This is a genomic window from Candidatus Polarisedimenticolia bacterium, assembly GCA_036004685.1.
Lineage (GTDB): Bacteria > Acidobacteriota > Polarisedimenticolia > Gp22-AA2 > AA152 > DASYRE01.
This window is the reverse complement of record DASYRE010000017.1, coordinates 1-20,535: the sequence shown is the minus strand read 5'-3', so window position 1 is coordinate 20,535 and position 20,535 is coordinate 1. Positions and strand designations below refer to the sequence as shown.

The window sequence follows — 20,535 nt, the reverse complement described above, 5'->3', positions numbered from 1 at the left end:
GGTCGGAGGACGGCGACGATGCTCAAAGATGTCCTGGAAGAGCGGCCTCAGGAGGGATCCGCGCCGCCCCCGCCTCCCCCGCGCGAACGCTCCCGGCGTCTCGGTCCCGCCGTGCTCGTCCCGTTGCTTTTCGTCCTGCTCGCGGCGGGAATCGTGCTCTTTTTCGGGCTCCTCTCCCTCGACTCCCGGAGCCCGCACGATCTCCTCGAGGAGGTTCGGAACGCGCCCGGAGAGCGGCGGGCGATGGCCGCCTTCGAGCTTTCCCGCCTCGAGCGTTACGACATCCCAAGGACGGCGCGCGCCGCGTTCGTCTCCCGCGCCGTGCAGACTTTCGACGGCGAGGCGGGGGGAGATTCACGCATCCGCCGATCCCTGGCCCTGACCCTGGGCCGGCTGGGAGATCGCCACGCCGTGGACAGCCTGATCCGCGCCTTGGAGGATCCCGATCCGGAAACTCAGCTCTACAGCGTCTGGGCTCTCGGCGCCCTCCGCGACTCTCGCGGCTCGGCTCCGCTGATGGAGAAGCTCCACCAGGAGGATCCCGCCGTCCGCAAGATGGCGGCTTTCTCCTTGGGGCTGATCGAGGATCGCGCGGCCGTCCCGGCGCTGCGGATCGCGCTTTCGGATCCCGCCTCCGACGTCTCCTGGAACGCGGCGATCTCGCTGGCCCGCCTGGGAGATCCCGCGGCGCTGCCGGTGCTCCTTCCTCTGCTCGATCCCTCCTGGCGCGCGCCGGGGATGCCGGCGCGCCGGCAGGAAGAGCTCAAGATCAACGTCCTGCGCTCCCTGCGCGGCCTTCCCGGAGAGGCGGCGGCGAGCGCGATCCGCCGCGCCGCCGGCAAGGATCCTTCGGCGCGCGTGCGGGGGGAGGCGCGGCAAATTCTCGAAGCGCGGTCTCCCTGAGAAGGCCCTCGAGATGCTTGACACTCCACCCCATTTGGCTAGAATAGCTGCCCTTCGACGCGCGCAGCTCGTCCATCGGCCGGTTGGGCGGGGGCGCGTGAACTTTTTCACGAGTTCTCAGACGGGCTCGCGGAGTTTCCTCTCATGCCCGATGCTCCCAAGACGGAGCCGGTTGTCCTGCCGGCTTCCCCGGGCGCGGCCGCCGGCGGTGAGGTAAGTCGCCGCGGCTTCCTCTCCTGGATCGCCATCGCCTGGGTCTCCTTCACCGGAGCGATGACCCTGATTTCCGTCTCCACCCTGCGCTTCTTCTTCCCGAACGTCCTTTTCGAGCCTCCCCAGACCTTCAAGGCCGGCTTCCCGAGCGAGTACGCGCCGGGCGTCGACAACCGCTTCAAGGAATCGCGGGGAGTCTTCATGGTGCGGGACGACAAGGAAATCTACGCGCTCAGCACGGTGTGCACGCATCTCGGGTGCACGCCGAACTGGCTCGACGCCGAAGGCAAGTTCAAGTGCCCCTGCCACGGAAGCGGCTTCTACATCACCGGGATCAACTTCGAAGGGCCGGCGCCGCGCCCGCTGGAGCGGTTTCGGATCGTCCTGGCGGAGGACGGGCAGATTCTCGTGGACAAGACCAAGGTCTACCGGCAGGAAAAGGGACAATGGCAGGACCCCGAGGCATTCATCCCCGTCTGAGATCGGCTCGAGGACCTACTGACGCGATGGATCGAGGGTGACCATGGCCACGCCGCCGAAGAAATCGTGGTTCGACAACTTACGGGAATCGCAGGTCTGGAACTCCATTTTCCGTCACGGCCCCCCGGATAACACGCGAAACCGCTCGCTGGCCGTGCTCACCAACGTCTTCCTTCACCTCCATCCGGTCAAGGTCCGCAAATCGGGGCTCCGGCTGAAATACACCTGGTGCGCCGGCGGGACGACCTTCTTCCTGTTCCTGGTCGAGACGATCACCGGTCTCCTGTTGATGTTCTATTACCGGCCGACGGCGGAGTACGCCTTCGTCGACATCCTCGACCTGCGGTCGCAGGTGCCGCTCGGCGTGATGCGCGAGATCCATCGCTGGGGCGCCCACGCCATGGTCATCGCCGTCTGGCTCCACATGCTTCGGGTGTTCATGACCGGCTCCTACAAGCCGCCACGGGAGTTCAACTGGAACGTGGGTGTCCTGCTGCTCGTGCTCACGCTTCTTCTCAGCTTCACCGGCTACCTTCTCCCCTGGGACCAGCTGGCGATGTGGGCCGTGACGGTGGGCTCGAACATGGCGAGAGCTACCCCCTTTCTGGGCAACGAGGGCCCGGGGGCCGCGCTCCTCAAAGTCGGGGACATCGGGCTGGTCCACGCCGGCGACGATGCCCGGTTCGCCCTGCTCGCGGGGCGCTTCGTCGGCTCCGCGGCGTTGTTGCGCTTCTACGTCCTCCACTGCGTGGGCATTCCCCTCGTGGCGGCCGTCCTGATGGCCGTTCATTTCTGGAGAGTCCGCAAGGACGGCGGGATTTCAGGGCCCCTCTGAAGCGGAACCGGGCGGCCGGGAGATCAGGCGATGCTCTTCAAATCGGTGGTGGACTGGCTCTGTAACCCGCCCATCCTCTTCACTCTGATCTTCATCCTGTTTTTCGCCGCCTTCCTGCTCCGGAAGCTGCGATGGCTCTGGTCCCCGCGCGCCGCGCTTATCGCCTTCGCGCTCGGGGCGGCGTTCGTGGCCTACGGCCTGACCGATCCCAACTTCCGCCTGATCGTCACCAAGCCCGACAACGTGCCGATCGTCGCCATGCTCTTCCTGGTGGGCTTCTTCTCCTGGCTCTCGATGTACCTGGCGCTGAAGAACGACGAGAGGATGGGGAAAAGCCTTCCCCCCGAGGAAAAGCTGGAGTCGGAGATCAAGATCCTGGTCTGGCCGGATCTGGTCTACACCGAGTTCCTCTGCATGATCCTCTGGGGCGTGCTCCTGATCGTCTGGTCGATCTACCTCAAGGCGCCGATCGAGGAGCCGGCGAACCCCGCCAAGACCCCGAACCCCTCCAAGGCGCCCTGGTACTTCCTCGGGCTGCAGGAGATGCTGGTCTACTACGACCCCTGGATTGCCGGCGTGCTCCTGCCGGGCTTGATCATCATCGGCCTGATGGCGCTGCCCTACATCGACCCGAACAAGAAGGGGAACGGCTACTACACCTTCGCCGAGCGGAAGTGGGAGATCCTGACCTTCCAATTCGGCTTCCTGGTCCTCTGGGTCATGATGATCATCACCGGCACCTTCTTCCGCGGCCCGAACCAGAACTTCTTCGGCCCGTTCGAGAAATGGGACGTCCACAAGCTCGTCCCCTTGAGCAACATCAACCTCTCGGAGGTGATCTGGGTGCAGGTCTTCAACACGGGGCTTCCCCAGAACTGGTTCCTCCGTGAGATCTTCGGCATCCTGCTCGTGCTCGCCTACTTCGTCCTGACTCCGCTGCTCCTGGCGAAGACCTGGTTCAAGCCCTTCTTCGAGAAGATGGGCATGGCGAGGTATCAAATCCTCGTCTTCCTGCTGCTGTGCATGGTCAGCCTGCCGATCAAGATGTACCTCCGCTGGCTGTTCAACATGCATTACGTCGTCGCGATCCCGGAGTACTTCTTCAACATCTGACTGAGCCGGAGCCGATCGGTGCCCGCCAAGAACGAGGAATACGCCCGCAGCGTCCCGCTCCTGAACAAGGTCTTCGCCTTGTCCAGCCTCGGGCTCCTCCTCGGGACGCTGTGGATGGTCTGGGACGACTACTCCCGGCCTTGGAAGCGCCTGCAGCGCGAGTTCCGCTCGATCACGGCCCGCAAGACGGAAGAGGCGATCCAGCAGGCGGAGCAAGGCCTCGACAAAGTAGCGCTCGAGAAGATCAAGGCGGAGCTGCGCGCGCAGGAGGCCCAGACGGAGCAGCGCCAGAAAGATCTCGAGGCGCTGCAGCGGGAGATCGCCGCCGCCTCGAAGGAAGTGTTCGTCAAGGACCGGGACTCCAAGAACACCAAGTCCATCTACGATGCGCTGCGCTTCGAATACGAGGAAAAAGCTCACGAGAAATCGGGCCGCGCCGAGCGGGCTGGCCAGCGCCTGCGGGAAGTGGAGGCGAAGCTGGAGAAGGCCCGGCTCGCCAACGAAATCGCGGTCGCGGCGCTCGCCGCTCTCAAGAAACGGGAAGCCGAGTTCATCGGCCGGACGGCCGAGCTGGAGAAGGAGCGCGCCGACAAGCTCGTGGCCGTGGAGCGGCTCCAGAAGAAGCTTTCCTTGGTGCAGCCCCGGGGCCTGGTCATGCGCGCTTTCGAGGGGTTCCGCAACGCCCCCTTGCTCGATTTCATGGCGCCGGACCTCAAGATCCAGCAGGTCGTCCTCGATTCCCAGAGCAAAGACATCAACTTCGTCTCGATCCCGCGCGTCGATCGCTGCCAGACCTGCCATCAAGGTTCCGATCAGGCGGGGTACGAGGACGTCGCCCAGCCCTTCACGTCGCACTCCCGGCCGGAGCTCTTCCTCACCGCGAGGTCCCCGCACCCCGTCGACAAGGTCGGTTGCACCGTCTGCCATCGCGGACTCGACCGGGCCACCGACTTCCTGGACGCGGCCCATTGGCCCGACAGCGACGCGCAGCGCGACGCCTGGAAGAAGAAACATTCCTGGCGTCCTAAGGAGCACGAGATGCACCCGATGCTGCCGGCGAAATATATCGAGGCCTCCTGCCTGCCATGCCATCAGGGCGTCGTGCACATTCCGCAGGCCGCCCGCTGGAATCAGGGGCGCGACCTGGTGGAGCGGTTCGGCTGCTTCGGCTGCCACAAGATCAAGGGGTTCGAGGGCCTGCGCAAGCCGGGGCCCCTCTTGACGCGGCTGACCTGGAAGACCAACCCGGAGTGGGTCAGCAAGTGGATCGAGAATCCGGCCGCGTTCAGGCCGGCCACGCTGATGCCGCGCTTCTTCGGCCTCTCGAACAACTCCTCCCCGGAGGACCTCGCCAGGACCCGGCAGGAGATTCGCGGCATCGTCGCCTATCTCTTCGACAAGACCGAGCCGGGCGGTTTCCCCAGGCTTCCCGGAAGCGGCGACCCCGCCCGCGGGGAGCAGCTCGTCACCACGATCGGCTGCACCGGCTGTCACTCCATCGCCCGCCTCGAAAAGGCGCCGCCCACCTTCCGGCGGCGTTTCGGCCCGAATCTCGACGGGATCGGCACGAAGGCGCGTCCGGAATGGATCTACGCCTGGGTGAAGGACCCGAAAAAGTATTTCCCCGAGACCCGGATGCCCAACCTGCGCCTGACCGATCGCGAGGCGCTCGACATCACCGCCTATCTGACGACCCTGACGGCGGAGGAGTGGAAGGCGGAGCTCACTCCGGGCGACCCCAAGCTCCTCGACGATCTCGTCACCGACCAGCTCCGGGCCCGCATGACGGCCGCTGAGGTGAAGACCAAGATCGCCTCGATGTCGCCGCACGAAAAGGAAGCCTACCTGGGCCAGCGGATGATCACGCGGTACGGCTGCTTCGGATGCCACCTGATCCAGGGGTTCGAGACCACGCCCCCGATCGGGACGGAGCTCAGCGAAGAAGGGAGCAAGGAGGTCGATCGGTTCGATTTCGGCTTCAGCGAGATCCCCGAGACCCGCCACGACTGGATCCATCAGAAGCTCGAAAACCCGCGCATCTTCGACCAGGGGAAGGTGAAGACGGCCGAGGAGAAGCTCAAGATGCCGCTGTTCAACTTCACTCCCGACGAGCGGCGCGCGGTCGTCACCCTCGTCCTGTCGATGGTGAAGGACAAGCCGCCCCTGGCGAGCACCCGGATCCTCGACGCCCGGCAGCGGACTCTCGAGGCGGGACGGCGGCTGGTCCTGGAGCACAACTGCCAGGGCTGCCACCTCCTCGAGGGGGAGGGTCAGGAAATCCGCGCGACGATCGCGGCCAGGCTCGTGGCGCAGGGGATGGGCGCCGACGAGGCCGACAGCCAGGCCGTCGCCTTCTCCCCTCCGCTCATCAGCGGCGAGGGGGCGCGCGTCCGGCCCGACTGGCTGTTCCGCTTCCTGCAGGGCCCGACTCCGATCCGGCCCTGGCTCCAGGTGCGCATGCCCACCTTCGGCTTCAACGACGCCGAGACCAACGCCCTGCTCCAGTATTTCTCCACCCTCTCGGAGTCCCCTTTTCCGTTCGAGACGCCCCACGGCCCGCCGCCGACGCCGCAGGACCTGGCGGCCGCCCGCACCCTCGCCTCCCCCGATTATTTCAATTGCACCAGCTGCCACCAGCAGGGGGCGAAGAAGCCGGAGGGAGACCCGTCCGGCTGGGCGCCCGACTTCGCGCTCGCCCACCAGCGCCTGCGCCCCGAGTGGATCGTCGACTGGATCAAGAACCCCCAGAAGCTCTATCCGGGGACGAAGATGCCCAACTTCTACGATCCCGACAACTTCGCGACGGCCGGTCCCGACGACGTCCTCGGCGGCGACGAGGAACGGCAGATTCGCGCCCTGCGCGACTATCTCCTGACCCTGGGCGGTCCCTCCCGGAGCGGCTCCTGACCGGCCCTTCCGGCCGGTGGCCCCCCCGATTCTCGTCAGTTATAATGTCCCCACATTTTGGAGGGGGGCCGGAGCCGATGCGGAGCCGGCCAGGATCCTTCCTATGACAAAAGGAGCAAGAGCACGATGAAGCGCATCCGCAACACCGTCGCTGTCGGTGTCGCCTGCCTCGCCTTAGCCACCTTTCCCGGCCTCGCGGGCAACATCGTCGGCAAGGTGACCTACGGAGGAGCGCCTCCTCCCCAGAAAGCGATCACGGTCACGAAGGACAAGGAAGTCTGCTCCAAGGAATCCCACATGGAGGAAGCGCTCGTGGTGGCGCCCGACAAGGCCATCGCCAATGTCGTCGTCTACATCAAAGACGCCCCCGGCGCCCCCAAGATGGCCGCCCCGACCCCCAACCCCCAGCTGGATCAGCGATCCTGCAAGTTCCATCCGCACGTGCAGATCATCCCGGCCGGCGGGACGCTGGAGGTCCTCAACAACGACGGGATCCTCCACAACATCCACACCTATCCGAAGAACAATCCGCCCGTGAACCAGGCTCAGCCCAAGTTCAAGAAGGTCATGCCGATCAAGTTCGAGAAGCCCGACACGGTGCGGCTGTCGTGCGACGTCCACACCTGGATGAACGGCTGGCTGGTTGTGGCGCCGCACGCCTGGTACACGCTGTCCGGCCCCGACGGCACCTTCAAGATGCCGAACGTCGCTCCGGGGACCTACACCCTGAGCTACTGGCAGGAGACGCTCGGAGTCCAGACAGCCCAGGTCACCGTGCCGGCGACCGGCGACGTCAAGGCCGACATCACGTTTCCCGCCAAGAAATAACCCTGCCGCCGCGGGGGCCGGCCGACCGGCCCCCGCCCGCTGTCCGCCGCCTTTCCCCCCTTTCGGGTTATATTGATTCCTCTTTCGATGCGCCGGTGAGGTGTCGATGCGACTGATGACCGCCCACCGAATCCTGATCGCCACCGCGGTCGTCTTCTTCCTCGCCTACGCCGGCTGGGAAGCCGCGGGCATCTCCCAGGGACGGGGAAGCCGGGGCCGGGCGATCGTCTCGGGCCTGGGGGCGGCGGGGCTGGGGATCTATTTCCGCAGCTTGAAAGGGCAATGAGGGGAGGTTCGACGTCGGTTCAGGGCGAGGATTTGAAGGCACGGTTGCGGAGGAGGGAAAGCGATGGGACGGCTCCCGAAGCTGGAGAGAGATCAGGTCGGTCCTGAGATTCAGGCAATCTACGACACCTACATCAAGGAGCGCGGCAACGTTCCGAACGCGTTCAAGACGTTCGCCCACCTCCCGTCCTACCTGACGACCATGATCGCCCACTACCGGGCCGTCATGTTCACCGGGGGGGTCCCCTTCAAGCGCAAGGAGCTGCTCTTCCTTTACGTCTCGACGCTCAACGCCTGCCGCTATTGAGTGGCCGGGCACACTGCCTTGGCAAGGCAGCTGGGATATACCGAGCTGGAGCTGGCCGATTTGGAGCGGCACGCGCAATCGGCAGCCTACGATCCGGCGCTGAAGGCGGCGCTGCGCTTCGCCGAGCTGATGACGAAGGACGCCCATCGGGTCACGGAGGAGGTCTTCGCCGAGATGCGCAGGCATTATGACGATTCGGAGATTCTGGAGATCAGCTGCGTGGTCGGGCTGACGAATTACTGGAACCGCTTCACGACGGCGCTGCGCATCGACCTTTCCGGCACCGACGAGCCCTACGATCCCCCCGCCTCGCGATGACTTCCGGGCCGCGCTCGAGCCTCCGCCTGTGGATCGACGCCGACGGCTGCCCCGTCCTGCCGGAGGCCCGGCGAATCGCCGCCCGGCACGGCGCGCCGGTCACCGTCGTCGGAGGCCCCTCGGCCCGCCACGGGCAGGAGTCTTCCGAAGGCTATGAGGTGGTCGTAGTGGGCACCGCCTCCGAGGCCGCCGACGACTACATCGCCGCCCGCGCCGCTCCCGGCGAGATCGTCCTCACCGACGACCTCCTCCTCGCCGATCGAAGTCTGAAAGCCGGCGCCGCGGCGCTCTCCTCGCGGGGCGTGATCTTCACGCCCGACAGCATCGGAGCGCTCCTGGCGCGCCGCGAGATCGGCAAGTTCCTCAGGGAGATCGGCGAGACGAGCGGCGGGCCGCAACCCTTCGGATCGGACTTCCGGAGCCGCTTCAAGCACGCCCTGCACGAGCTGATGGAGCGCCTCAAGCGCGAAGCCGGCCGGCCCGCGGGCGCTTGAGCCGTCTCACTCCGGAGGGACGGTGACACGCAGCTCCCGCTGGAGCTCCTTTTCCATGGAATCGGCGCTGGCCTGGATGTGGCGGGCGACGATCTTTCCGTGGGCATCGAGGAGAAAAGCGGATCCCGGCATGGCGCCGTAGGTCCGGTGAACGGGATCTTCCCATTCGTCGATCAAGACTGGGATCTTCAGCTTCAGATCGGCCCAGGCTTGTCGCGCCAGGGCGGCGCGCTCGCGATAGCTCCGGGGCGCCCTCTTCCGCAGCGCCGCGGGGTGCGCTTCGCGCGTGTAGACTGCGACCACCTTCACTTCCAGCCTCTCCCAGTTCTTCGCCAGGCGATCCATCTGGAGGGCGGTCTTGCGGAAGCTGGGGGAGGAGACGGAGCAGAAGAGCAGGACCAGATAACCGCGGCCCAGGTATTCCCCCAGGCCGATCCACCGCCCGCTCAGATCCCGAAGCCTGAAATCGGGAGCGTCCTCTCCGGCGGCGGGATGCTCCGGGAATTTTTCGGCGACCCCTTCGTGTTGGTGGGAGTGCGGAACCGGCGCGTCGGCCAAGCCCGTTCGGTCGAAACTCGCCGTCAGGGTCATGGATGCCAGGAAGGCCGCCGCCGTTTTCCGGAGATCCATCGTCCTTCTCCGGGTACTACCCTCGCAGGATGTTCCGGACAAGGAAAAACAGGTTCGCCGGGCGCTCCGCCAGGCGCCGCATGAAGTAGGGATACCATTGGGTTCCGAAGGAGACGTAGATCCTCACGATGTACCCCTCCTTCGCGAGCGCATTCTGTAGGTCGCGGCGGATTCCGTACAGCATCTGGAACTCGAAATCCCTTTTGCCGATTTCCCCCCGGGCGACTTTCGTCTGGACGTGGCGGATCATCGCCTCGTCGTGGGTCGCGATGGCGGCCCTCGCTCCCCGGGCACGAGACTCCGGAGCCAGGAGCAGATCGGCGAGCCGGATGTAATTCGCGTCGACATCGCGCTTCGCCGGAAACGCCCGGTCCGGGGGCTCCTTGTAGGCTCCCTTGCAAAGGCGCACCGACGCACCGGCCGGAATCAGCCGCCGGCGGAGGTCGTCCTCCGTCCGGCGCAGGTAGGCTTGCACGACGATCCCGACGTTCCCGTGCCGCTCCTTCACCTTCTCGTAGAGCCGAAAGGTGACGTCGGTGACGTCGGATCCTTCCATGTCGATCCGCACGAAATTCCCGAGCGTCTTGGCACGCTCGACGACCGCATCGAGGTTCTCCAGGCAGAGATCCGGGTCGACGCGCAGCCCCAGCTGTGTCAACTTCAGCGACAGGTTGGAATCGACTTCCATCCTTTGGATCCCTTCGAGGATACTGACCACTCCGCGGGTGGAAGTCTTCGCCTCCTCGGCGTTCATCACGTCCTCACCCAGCTGATCCAGCGTGGCGATCAAGCCCTCGCGGTTCAGTACCCTCACAGCATTTAAAGCCTCCTGGAGGGTCTCGCCCACGACGAAGCGGCGCGCCGCCCGCTTTGCCAGGGGCAGGCCCATCGTGAAACGGCGCGCCGCCGGGCTCCTGGAAAGGTAGAGAAAGACGCTCTTGGTCATGGCCGCCGTGATGAGATTGGATCTTTCTGAAGGCCGCCGGAGGCTAGCACATCCCGAGCCGGGGGATCAATCCGCATTCCATCCGCATTCCAAGGATTCCAGGCTCGCCGACATCGCCCGAAACGCCCGCCGGGCTTCATGAGCCGCGATTCGGCCACTCCCCTTCAGAACGAGTGGCCGAAGAAGAAGGTCGCGTTCCTTCTCCCTCCTTCGGTGAAGCCGGTCGTGAGGCGGAAGGGTCCCACCCAGGTCCGGACCAGCAGCGACAGATACGCGTCCGGAATCAGCCCACCGTCCCACGGGTGATTCCCCTTCTGCCAGACGTTCGCTCCATCGACTCCCATCTCCAGATAGAAGCGGGAGAGGAAACTCTTTTCCGGATCGGCCATCCGGAGACGATACCCCACGCGGACTCCGGCCGCGTAATCGCCCCGCAGCTCTTCGCGCTTGAGTCCGGTGAGGTAGCCGACCCCCCCGACGCGATACTTCTCGAAATCGGGCAACGGGTCGAGCGCCGCTCCCACGATCAAGCCGGTCACCAGCGTATGGCGCTTCGCCCAGGTGTGATAGCCGGCGTAATCGAGGCTCGCCCGCTCGAAGCTCAGATCGCCTCCCAGCCCCTGGCGGGCCGACTCCAGCGAAAGGTCGATGATCCGCCCCTTCTCCGGTACCTCGGAACGGTCCAGGGTGTCGACGTGGCTTCTCAGCGCGAGCGAAGTGACCTTGCCGTGGAAAGGGGCGAGCAGCGGCATGCCGGTGTCGAGATGGAACTCGTGGGAGACGAATCGATATCCGAGCGTCACGGCCCCGAGGTTCCGGAAGGTATTCCCTCCCTGCAGCTCGAAGCCCCAGCGGCGATCGACGAAGCGGCTGGTGTTGAGACGGTCCGAGTAGGCCAGCTGAAAATCGTTCGACCAGAATGCCTGCGGCCGGAAGAAGAACGAGGTTCCCGGGACTGACGGAGTGAGGAACTGGGCCGAGGCCCGGGAGAAGGAGCCGACCTGAAGATCCAGGGCGGCGGCATTGTCGCCCCTCCAAAGATTTCGGAAGCTCAGGTTGACCAGGCCGAGGGCGCCGTATTTGTCGTCGGCCCGGGCTGAGAGGTTGAAGCGATCGGTCTGCTTTTCGCTGACCTTCATGACGAGCAAGCTCTTACCATCCTGCCCATGCTCCAGCTGGAAGCGGACGGTCCGGAAGAACTCCTCCCCGACCGATTCCTGGATTGCCTGGGGAAGGTCCGGCACCGACAAGGGCTTCCCCGTGACGGCCTGGGTCAGCGAAGCCAGCTGCCGGCGTGTCAGCCGTCTCTCGCCGTCGGCGCGGAACCCGCCCAGGATCGGCGGTGGCTTCGGAGACAGCCTCGGGGGGGCCGGGGCCACGGAGCGGGCGATCCGTTGCAGATCGGGGTTTTCGCGGGCGGCTCGATAGCCTTCGGCGATGATCACGGGTATGTCCTTGAAGTCATTCGGCTGCCGTTTGCCGATCTCCGGCGCGATCACGGCGTCCGCCCGACCCCTCATCCTCTGGGCCGAAGCGACCATTTCGAGAGAGAGAGCCTGGTCGGCGATGCCCAGGGGAGAATTCAGCTCCTCCTTGTCGCGCAGGGGCGACGTCGTGTCGGAGGCGATGACGATGTCCGCCCCCATCTCCTCGGCGACGTCGACGGGAAGATTGTCCGAAAGGCCGCCGTCGGTGAGCAGCCGCCCCTCGATCTCGACCGGCGTGAAGAAGAACGGAAAAGCCAGGCTGGCGCGGATCGCTTCCGGTAGGGAGCCGGCGCCGAGCGCCACCCGCTCCCCGGTGACGAGGTCGGTGCCCACCGCGCGGAAAGGAATCGGAAGCTCGTCGAACGAATCGACGGCGACGGAATTGACGGTCAGCAGCGCCAGGATGCTGGTGATCCGGTCGCCCTCCGAGAAGCCCGCCGGAAGCTTTATCTTCAGCCGGTCCATCGGCAAGGAGATGAGGTATCTTCCCGACTCCTCCCTTTCGAAGAGCGCCATGCGCGACCGCGGACCGGTAATCCGGAACAGCTCGCTCCAATCGAGCCGGAGGATGATTTCCTCGATCTGCGCCGGCTTGTAGCCGCACGCATACAGGCCTCCGATGACCGCGCCCATCGACGTGCCGGCGATGCGGTCCACCGGAATTCGCATCTCTTCGAGCGCCTTCAAGACCCCGATGTGGGCGAATCCCCGCGCCCCACCGCCCGAAAGCGCCAGGCCGACGACGGGAACCCCGCCGGCGCCGCGGGTCTTATGAGGTTTGTTCGCACCGGTCTCCGTCTCTTCGGCGGCCGAAGCCCGGCTTCCCCCCAGGATCACGAGCGCCAGGCAAACTGAGGAGAGGGTTCTCCGCCGAGTCGTCATTCGGAGCTTCTCCGTATGTTCAATCGCCGCCCCGGCCGGGGCGCCGGACGGTGCGCATCTTACCATTCCGGCATTGTGTTACCATCCGGCCGCCACGAGAGCCGCGCAATTCACGGTATTCGGCCCGTGCGCGGCGGCAGGCAAGAGCTCCGCCGACGTGGGTTTGCTTCAATGGAGAACGGCCTTCCGACCGATGATTCCGTCCCGCTCCCTTCTGCTGTTCGCCCGGTATCCGGTCGCCGGAAAGGTCAAGACCCGTCTCGTTCCACGCTACACTCCCGAAGAGGCACTGGAGCTGCACCGCGCCCTTCTCGCCGACAGCCTCGACCTGCTCAATGACGTCGCCGCCCGGACTTCGGCCGCCGCCGCGCTCTACTTGAGCGAGCCGGGAAATCTGGACGCGGAGCTCTCCGCCCGGCAGGGAGCCGCTTTGCTCGCGGCGCAGCAGGGGTTGGATCTCGGCGAGAGGCTGGCCAAGGCCTTCGAGGAGCGCTTCAGCGCGGGCTCACGGCAAGTGGTCGTTCTGGGCTCCGACAGCCCACATCTTCCGCCCGAGAGAATCGTTCGCGCTTTCGACCAGTTGGAAACCCACCAAGTCGTCGTGGGGCCGGCCCGTGACGGCGGCTACTATTTGATGGGGGCCACGCGCCTTCACCCCGAGCTGTTCCGCGCAATCCCGTGGGGGACGGCGCAGGTCTATCGCGAGACCGTCCGCCGGGCCCGCCAGGAAGGGATCACTCTCGCTTCGCTCCCCGCCTGGGACGACGTCGACACCCCTGAAGCGCTCGGCGCGCTTTGGAAGGAAATCCGCAACCGGCAGGAGCGGGAGGACGTGTCGATTCCGCGCGCCACCCAAGCCCTTTTGCGGCGCTGGACGGAGGCAGGGAAAGCGCTCTGAGCGCCATTTCGGAGGCGTTCGCCAACGGAACGTTCAGGCTTGGTGCCGGCTCTGCGGCCGGCGTGGTGGCGGGTAGCGGGTTAAAACGCGCCCGGGGACCGGTGCGGCTTCCTCTCAGGACTTCGTCAGATGGTGAGGGGCATCTTGCTGCGGAGCCTGTTGGAGGCGCCGGTCAATTGGCCGTTACCAGCCCTCCGGACCAGCCGGACGAGCCGCCCGCGGGAATGACGACTCCCCCCGTCGTGTAGAGGACCGAGCCGTCATTGACGTCCTTGTTTCTGAAAGACAGGTTCGACTGCCCCGCCTTCAGGGCCTTGAAAGCCAGGGTAATCATCGTATCGGCGCTTGAAATGCTCTTCCCACCACCCGGCGTGATGCTGATCTGGACTTCACCGGAAGTGGGCGTGACGATGTAAATTGTTTGGACGCCGTTGCCCAAAGCAGTCCCCTTCGTGAAGCCCTGATAGCTCAGGAAGGTCGGATCGAAATCGACCAGCATCGAGACCGCTCCGATAACGGTGTTCAGCTTGTTCAGGACCATGTTCACTTCGAAGACGTTCCCGGAGGCCGACCCCGCCTGCATCGTGACCGTCCCCGCGTAGCAGGGATTGCCGGGGACGCAAGCGCCCTCGAACGTGGCCACCAGGCCCCCGTTGTCGTCGTCCCCTCCGCCGCCGCCTCCCCCGCCGCCGCAATTGATCAGGACGAACAGGAAGAAGCAGGCCAGAATCGCCGCCCGCCTTTTGGCTTGAGCTATCAGGGTGGTCCCCCGAGGCTAGTTGAAGATCGTGCCGTGCCAGACGGCGAGAAGCGCGAGGTCGGCGCCGTCCACCACGCCGTCCCCGTTCAGATCGGCGGCGGTATTGTAGCTCGAATCGCCCAGAATGCTGCCGAAAGCATTGCGCCAGTAAAGGACGTCTCGAGCCGCCACCTTCCCCGAGTGGTCGATGTCGGAGCGCTTGTTGTCGAAAAGCACGGTAAACGCTCCGCTCCTCTGGCCACGGGGCCCGCCTTGATTCAGGACCCCGACCGCACGAGGCTGCGCCGGCGGCGCGTTGACCCAGGCGGCCGCGTCGATGCTGATGGTGGCCTGAAGCCTGTTGCAGGAGGTGGTCCCGTAGCTGTTCACCGTGATGCCGGGGCCGAAATCCGGCCTCGCCTGGGTATCGAAATTGTTGCCGGTGATGGTGACGGTCACGTTGCCCGCGCCCTGGACGGCCGAGTTGGGGCTGATCGACGCAGGCTCCGGCGCCGACATTCCCGACACCTCGTTGGAGAAGGCGACGCTCTCGTTTCCGTTGGCGTCCCTTGCCTTCAACGCCAGGTAATAGACCGTGCAATCCTGCAGATTATTGAGGGTCGCCGCCGTTTGCATGCCGACGTCCAGCATGTTGGTGTAGACCCTCGAGGTCGTCCCGTAGTAGACGCGATACCCTGAAAGGTCGGTGTCGCCGACGGGGTCCCAAGCCAGCTTGATCGTGCCGGCGGATGCCGCACGCGGAAAGAGCACGAGCAGCACCGTGAAGGCGATCCAGAAAATCCACTTCAGGAGCCGGGCGCCGGCCGTTCGAACCGCTTGGCGCTGGATGGATTGCATCGCTCCCCCCTCGCAGGATCCGCTCGTGGATCCTCTCAGGGAGCGATAGCAGCATCGGTGCCACGAAAGACCTTCTCACGCTCTCAAAGACACTCTATAAGTTGCAGGATTGCAGCGAGATAGAACTCGGAGGAAGCGTCGGTATTTTGGCGCTCGCACATATCCTCAAACGTCTTACACCCTAGTAAGTCGGTTACGGTTACGCAGGTGTGCGAGAGGCATTCGGAAGAACTCTCGGATTATGTCGGAGCGCGCGAGGACAGAAGTGGACGTTCCTTGACTCGGGTTCATCCAAAGTGGAATGAAGGATTCTCTACATTTCGCCGGCGGTGGGCTTGTTGCGGTTCCAGCGGGGGTTCTTGAAGCTGTACTTCTTGACCTTGTAGTTCATGACCCGGCTGCTGATCCCCAAGGCCGCCGCGGCATCCTTCTGGACCCAGTTGGCGCGCTCCAGGGCTTGAAGCACGGCTTCCTTTTCCATCTCCTCCAAATCCATCGAAGCCGAGACCTTCTGGGATCCCCCGGCCGCATCCCTTGGTGCCAGCCTGATCTCGAAGAGCGAAATGTCTTCCGGGGAGATCCAATCGCTTTCGCTCATCAGCACCGTCCGCTCCATAGCGTTCTTGAGCTCGCGCACGTTCCCCGACCAAGGGTGCTCCAGCAGCAGCGCTTTCGCCTCCTCGGTGAAGCCTTTGATGCTCCGGTGGAGCTCCCGGCTGTATTTCTCCAGAAAGATGGTCGCGAGCGGCTGGATGTCCGCCTTCCTCTCCCGCAGGGGCGGAATTCGGATGTTCACGACCGACAGGCGATGAAAGAGATCGCTGCGGAATTCTCCCCGGTCGATCGCCTCCAGCAGGTCCCGGTTGGTGGCCGCCACGACGCGGACGTCGACGCGGATGCTACGCTCGCCGCCGACCCGCTCGAATTCCTGGTCCTGGAGAGCCCGCAGGAGCTTCGCCTGAGTCCGGGGGGACATGCTCCCGACTTCATCGAGGAACAGTGTCCCTTCATCCGCCAGCTCGAAGCGCCCCATTTTTCTTCGGAGCGCCCCCGTGAAGGCGCCGCGCTCATGGCCGAAAAGCTCGCTTTCAATCAGGTCCTCCGGAATCGCGGCGCAATTCACCTTCACCAAGTTGTGCTCCGCCCGCCACGAGCCCTGATGCAACGCTTCCGCGACCTTCTCTTTTCCCGTCCCGGTCTCTCCGGTGATCAAAACGGTCGCTTTGCTCCGGGCCACTTTCTGAACGACCGCCAGGACCTGCTTCATCTCCGCGCTTTCTGAGACGAGCTCGCCTGCCTCGCTTTCCGCCGACTTCAGGACCTCCAGTTGCCGTGTCTCCCGCTGGTGATCGAAGGCCCGCATGACTTTCATCTCGAGCTCGTCGAGCTCGAACGGCTTCTGGATGTAGTCATAGGCCCCGAAGCGCATCGCCTCGACCGCCGATTCGACCGATCCGTAGGCAGTCATGACCATGACGATGGTGTTTTCGTCGGCCTGTTTTGCTTTCCGGAGGACCTGCAGCCCGTCCGCCTCCGGCATCTGCATGTCGGTGATCACCAGGTCGAAGTGCTCCTGGTCCAGCCGGCGAATCGCCTGGCCGCCATTGGGCGCTGCTTCCACGTCGTAACCGTGCTCGCTGAACATCGTCTGGAGGTTTTCTCTCGAAATCCTCTCGTCCTCGACGATGAGAAGACGCTTCATCGGCTCACCCCCGGCTCACGCATCGATTGGACCTCCCGGATAGGGTAGCCTCACGGTAAGAGTGGCTCCCCTGCCCGGCTCGCTTTCCACGTCGATAAGACCTCGATGGGAATCGATGATCTTCTTGGCCACCGCCAGCCCGATTCCCGACCCCCCCGCCTTGGTGGTGAAAAAGGGAAAGAACATCCGCTCGCGGGCTTCGGGCGTGATGCCCCGGCCGGAATCCCGGATGCGCACCACGGCGAAATAGGGCGGATTATCCTCTCCCGAAATGTCGGAAGCGGCAAATTTGTGCCCGCTCGGCTCCAGAAGGGTGATGATGCCGAGCTCACCCTTTCCCTCCATGGCGTCGAAAGCGTTCGCCACCAGGTTGTGGAAGGCCTGACGAAGCTGGAACCCGTCCGCCATCAGGGGGCCGGCCTCTCCTCCCGTATGACTTTCGGTGACCAGGACGCCCCCACGCGGCCATTTGGCCTGGACGTCCTCGACGACTTCCTGCAGCAGGCTCGCAAGATTCAGCGGACGGTACGTCAAGTTCACTGGCTTCGCATATTCGAGGCACTGGGTCACGGTGTGGTTGAGCCGCCGCACTTCCTGGACGATGTTGTTCAGGGCGAGGATCCCCGAGTCGTTCCCGCTGAGCTTGCGCTTCAGGAGCGTTGCCGTGGAGCCGATGTTCCCCAGGGGATTGCGGATTTCATGGGCGAGCCCGGCCGCCATCTCGCCGATTGCCGCGAGGCGCTCTTTGAGGCTTTCTTGCTCCTCCCCCTCTTCGATCTGGGTCAGATCCTTGAAGACAAGGACCGCCCCCTCTCGGCGCCCCTCTCCGTCTCGTACGTGGGAGATCGTCCCGCCGACCACCCTTCTCGGCCTTCCCTCTGCCTCGATATCAATTTCGAAACGGCCCGGCGGATTCTCCATGTGGAGGGAGTCCAGGAGCATGCGGCTCATCCGAGGGTGATTACGAAGGAGCTCCTCGCAAGGAATAGGGCCAGAATCGGCCTCCGCAAGCGACAGGATGGACCTGCCGAGGTGATTGACCGCGGTCACGCGACCCGATTCGTCGATGGTCAGGATGCCGCAACGAGTGCTTTCGAAGACATCTTTGAAAAAGCCAGGGTTCATCCAGGCCCTCTCCCTGGAAGGCGACGTCGCATAATTACGAATTCGTAATATAAGCGGAGCCTCGGGGCGAGTCAAGGAATCGATCCCCCGATTCCAGAGGTGCTGAGGAGCCTACCGGGGCGTGTCCGGGAAGGAGGGACGATGCCGGACGGAAGAGATCAGGAGCGCGAGTCCTCCATTTTTTTCCAAATAGTCCCGGATCGAAGCGGCGGCCAGAGCGTGACCGGCACCGTTCGGATGATCGGCATCGTACGGGATGAACAGCGAGTCGTGCCCCCGGAACGCCCCGCGAAAGCTGCCCTGCAGGTCTAGGAAGGGCACGCCTTCCCTCGCGGCGATTTCGGCCAGCGATTTGGGATAGCTGCTCCGCGGGAAGTCGGCTTCCAGGGCCAGGGGGAGCGGAAGAGCGACCACCAGGACACGAAACCCATGTTGAACGGAAAGCTCCTGCAGGCGCCGGACGTTTCTCGCCACCCGCTCCCAAGCCTGCACGATCGCCTGGGTTTGCATGCCTTCGAGAACGCTCTTGCGGAAAAGATAGTGGGAATCGGGCCAGAGATTCTCCTGCACGCTGCGCAGTCCGGTCATCGCCGTATAGGCGATTCGTGATCGCTTGACCAGGTTCCTGAGCTCGTACGTGGCGGGCGTCTCCCAAAGTGGGTGTGAGGCGGGCCCATCCCCCTGAGCGGCGGATACGAGCCAGCCCTCCGAGCTCACGCGGATGCCATGATTGTCGTTGAGATCGTTCCAGCAAAAGCCAAGGATCACGTAGTCTGGCCGGTAGCGGATCCCATCTAGCTCCAGGAAGGCGATCTCTTCTTCGATGCTGTACGCGGGCACGCCCGAATTGATCACTTCCGCAGGGAGCCCGTCCTTCCGCAGGGTATCGGCAAGTCGCTCGCCGAGGGTCTCGTCCTGCCCGACGCCATACCCGAACACGATCGAGTCTCCTAGCAGAAGGAATCTGATTCTGCCCGGCGTCCTTTCGTACGGAACGAGGCTGCCGCGCAGTCCGCGAGCGTTCACCCGGACTTTCTTGTCGGCGCTGTAACCTATCTCTCCCGGGATGAGACCGAAGCGGAGGACCGGCAAACTGCGGAAACGCAGTTGCGGATATCGCCAGGGTAACGGAGCCGGAAGGAACAAACGGGCGACCGCCTCCCCAGCCAGCAACGAAAAGAGAATCGAGCCGGCAAGCAGGATCGCTCGAACCTTCCGTTCAGTTCCCCGGGAACCGTTCACGAGTGCTTTATGGGTCACGTCCCCTCCACCGCGGCAATCCAGTAAATCGGCCCCGAGTCAATGGGCATGGATGGTCTCCCGGCAGCGATTACCAAAGCAATCCTCCGCTGCCTGTCTGTCTGATTTCACGAGTATGTTAGGCTAGCACACGCGACGCGCAGGGTGCAGGCGGGCGCCATTTCGTACACTTCGCAGGCTCGCGCTCCAAAAGCCTTCACCGCCCGAGCCCACATCGACGGGTTTGCGAGCTATCTCGACCCCCAGGCACCCTGGATCGGGTTAACGTCGTTTTCGCGCAGGACGAGCGTCATGTCGCCGCCGGGTTCCCGGCGCCGCATTGCGCCTCTTCACAGCGAGCCGATTCGCAACGCGGGGAGCGGAAAATGTGCGGCATCGCGGGAATCTGGGGGAAAGCCGATATCTCGGACGCCACCGAGATTCTGTTCCACCGGGGGCCGGACGCTTCCGGCACGGTGACCTCGGGGGACGTCAGCCTGGGCAGCCGGCGGCTCAAGGTGATCGATCTCAAGACCGGGGCGCAGCCCATGTCGACCGAGGACGGCCGGTTCACCCTCGTCTTCAACGGCATGATCTTCAACTACCGCGAGATCCGCAAAGAGCTGGAAGAGCGCCACCGGTTCCGGACCCAGTCGGACACCGAGGTCATTCTCCATGCCTATGCCGAGTGGGGCGAACGGTGTCTCGATCGCTTCATCGGGATGTTCGCCTTCGCGATCTGGGACGGCAAGGAGCTGTTCCTGGCGCGCGACCGGATGGGAGAAAAGCCCTTGTACTACTCCCTCCCCCGGGGGCCGCTCCGTTTCGCCTTCGCCTCGGAGATCAAGAGCCTCCTGACGCTGCTCGACGCCGAGCCGGCGCTGCCGGAGGAGTACGGCGCGTTCGAGACCTCGATCGCCGAGCAGACGCTGTTCAAGGGTATTCTGAGCCTTCCCCCCGGCTGCTTCATGCGCTACGACGGGGAGAAGGCGCGCGTGCGGCGCTACTGGGAAATCCCCTCGTTCGACGGCCCCTACGACAAGGAAGCCTATTACGTCGAGAAGCTGAGGTGGCTGCTCGAGGACGCGGTGAAGCTGCGGCTGCGCAGCGACGTCCCGGTCGGAGTGTTCCTCTCCGGGGGCCTCGACTCCTCGCTGATCGCCTGTCTGGCGAAGCCGGACGTCGTCTTCTCCTGCCGCTATCCCTACGGCCCGCGCTACGACGAGTTCGAGCACGCGCAAACCGTGGCCCGACACGTCGGGGCCAAACAGGTGGTCGTGCAGCCCACGGCCGAGGACTTCAAGCGCGACTATCCCCGCATTCTCTGGCACCTGGACCAGCCGATC

Annotated in this window: 20 protein-coding genes; 12 read left to right on the top strand and 8 right to left on the bottom strand. The window is 64.5% G+C overall.

Going from position 1 to position 20,535, the window contains the following annotated elements; genetic code table 11:
- The first annotated feature begins 18 nt into the window (after nucleotides 1-18).
- The 10 genes from VGR67_04250 to VGR67_04205 all read left to right on the top strand — a co-directional run bounded on the left by VGR67_04250 (nucleotide 19) and on the right by VGR67_04205 (nucleotide 8,683).
- Complete coding sequence (locus VGR67_04250) at nucleotides 19-903, top strand: HEAT repeat domain-containing protein (protein HEV8335608.1); 885 nt, start codon at nucleotides 19-21, stop codon at nucleotides 901-903.
- A 144-nt stretch (nucleotides 904-1,047) separates the two neighbouring features.
- The gene (locus tag VGR67_04245; protein ID HEV8335607.1) at nucleotides 1,048-1,596 is read left to right on the top strand and encodes a ubiquinol-cytochrome c reductase iron-sulfur subunit; all 549 of its coding nucleotides are present in this window, start codon (nucleotides 1,048-1,050) and stop codon (nucleotides 1,594-1,596) included.
- 43 nt (nucleotides 1,597-1,639) lie between these two features.
- Nucleotides 1,640-2,431 (top strand): cytochrome b N-terminal domain-containing protein, encoded by a 792-nt coding sequence (locus tag VGR67_04240; GenBank protein HEV8335606.1) that lies wholly within the window; start codon nucleotides 1,640-1,642, stop codon nucleotides 2,429-2,431.
- 30 nt (nucleotides 2,432-2,461) lie between these two features.
- A complete protein-coding gene (locus VGR67_04235) occupies nucleotides 2,462-3,544 on the top strand; it encodes a hypothetical protein (GenBank protein ID HEV8335605.1) in 1,083 nt (360 codons plus the stop codon).
- Between the two features lie 18 nt (nucleotides 3,545-3,562).
- Nucleotides 3,563-6,451: a c-type cytochrome gene (locus tag VGR67_04230; GenBank protein ID HEV8335604.1), complete on the top strand. Its 2,889-nt coding sequence runs from the start codon at nucleotides 3,563-3,565 to the stop codon at nucleotides 6,449-6,451.
- 126 nt (nucleotides 6,452-6,577) lie between these two features.
- A complete protein-coding gene (locus VGR67_04225; protein HEV8335603.1) occupies nucleotides 6,578-7,279 on the top strand; it encodes a hypothetical protein in 702 nt (233 codons plus the stop codon).
- A gap of 106 nt (nucleotides 7,280-7,385) precedes the next feature.
- Nucleotides 7,386-7,565: a hypothetical protein gene (locus VGR67_04220; protein ID HEV8335602.1), complete on the top strand. Its 180-nt coding sequence runs from the start codon at nucleotides 7,386-7,388 to the stop codon at nucleotides 7,563-7,565.
- 63 nt (nucleotides 7,566-7,628) lie between these two features.
- Complete coding sequence (locus VGR67_04215) at nucleotides 7,629-7,871, top strand: hypothetical protein (protein HEV8335601.1); 243 nt, start codon at nucleotides 7,629-7,631, stop codon at nucleotides 7,869-7,871.
- Nucleotides 7,872-8,189, top strand: a complete 318-nt coding sequence (locus VGR67_04210) for a carboxymuconolactone decarboxylase family protein (protein ID HEV8335600.1) — start codon at nucleotides 7,872-7,874, stop codon at nucleotides 8,187-8,189.
- Complete coding sequence (locus tag VGR67_04205; protein HEV8335599.1) at nucleotides 8,186-8,683, top strand: DUF188 domain-containing protein; 498 nt, start codon at nucleotides 8,186-8,188, stop codon at nucleotides 8,681-8,683. The genes VGR67_04210 and VGR67_04205 overlap by 4 nt, the downstream gene beginning before the upstream one ends.
- 6 nt (nucleotides 8,684-8,689) lie before the next feature.
- Here the strand turns inward: VGR67_04205 and VGR67_04200 are convergent, their stop codons facing one another.
- From VGR67_04200 to VGR67_04190, 3 genes are all read right to left on the bottom strand, one after another.
- On the bottom strand, nucleotides 8,690-9,313 hold the full coding sequence (locus VGR67_04200; protein ID HEV8335598.1) for a redoxin domain-containing protein: 624 nt from the start codon (nucleotides 9,311-9,313) through the stop codon (nucleotides 8,690-8,692).
- Between the two features lie 16 nt (nucleotides 9,314-9,329).
- A complete protein-coding gene (locus VGR67_04195; protein ID HEV8335597.1) occupies nucleotides 9,330-10,259 on the bottom strand; it encodes a proline dehydrogenase family protein in 930 nt (309 codons plus the stop codon).
- Between the two features lie 164 nt (nucleotides 10,260-10,423).
- Nucleotides 10,424-12,628 carry a patatin-like phospholipase family protein gene (locus tag VGR67_04190; GenBank protein ID HEV8335596.1) on the bottom strand — a complete coding sequence of 735 codons (2,205 nt, stop codon included), beginning with the start codon at nucleotides 12,626-12,628 and terminating at the stop codon, nucleotides 10,424-10,426.
- Nucleotides 12,629-12,821: 193 nt separating this feature from the next.
- Between VGR67_04190 and VGR67_04185 the strand changes: the two genes are divergently transcribed.
- Nucleotides 12,822-13,526, top strand: coding sequence for a TIGR04282 family arsenosugar biosynthesis glycosyltransferase (locus VGR67_04185; protein HEV8335595.1), 705 nt, complete (start codon nucleotides 12,822-12,824; stop codon nucleotides 13,524-13,526).
- Nucleotides 13,527-13,698: 172 nt separating this feature from the next.
- Here the strand turns inward: VGR67_04185 and VGR67_04180 are convergent, their stop codons facing one another.
- From VGR67_04180 to VGR67_04160, 5 genes are all read right to left on the bottom strand, one after another.
- A complete protein-coding gene (locus tag VGR67_04180) occupies nucleotides 13,699-14,169 on the bottom strand; it encodes a cohesin domain-containing protein (protein ID HEV8335594.1) in 471 nt (156 codons plus the stop codon).
- 132 nt (nucleotides 14,170-14,301) lie between these two features.
- Nucleotides 14,302-15,123, bottom strand: a complete 822-nt coding sequence (locus VGR67_04175) for a dockerin type I domain-containing protein (protein ID HEV8335593.1) — start codon at nucleotides 15,121-15,123, stop codon at nucleotides 14,302-14,304.
- Between the two features lie 313 nt (nucleotides 15,124-15,436).
- The gene (locus VGR67_04170) at nucleotides 15,437-16,825 is read right to left on the bottom strand and encodes a sigma-54 dependent transcriptional regulator (protein ID HEV8335592.1); all 1,389 of its coding nucleotides are present in this window, start codon (nucleotides 16,823-16,825) and stop codon (nucleotides 15,437-15,439) included.
- 15 nt (nucleotides 16,826-16,840) lie between these two features.
- Nucleotides 16,841-17,950 (bottom strand): ATP-binding protein, encoded by a 1,110-nt coding sequence (locus tag VGR67_04165; protein ID HEV8335591.1) that lies wholly within the window; start codon nucleotides 17,948-17,950, stop codon nucleotides 16,841-16,843.
- 111 nt (nucleotides 17,951-18,061) lie between these two features.
- Nucleotides 18,062-18,976, bottom strand: coding sequence for an SGNH/GDSL hydrolase family protein (locus VGR67_04160; protein ID HEV8335590.1), 915 nt, complete (start codon nucleotides 18,974-18,976; stop codon nucleotides 18,062-18,064).
- A 599-nt stretch (nucleotides 18,977-19,575) separates the two neighbouring features.
- Between VGR67_04160 and asnB the strand changes: the two genes are divergently transcribed.
- A partial coding sequence (gene asnB / locus VGR67_04155; protein ID HEV8335589.1) for an asparagine synthase (glutamine-hydrolyzing) occupies nucleotides 19,576-20,535 on the top strand: 960 nt, incomplete at its 3' end.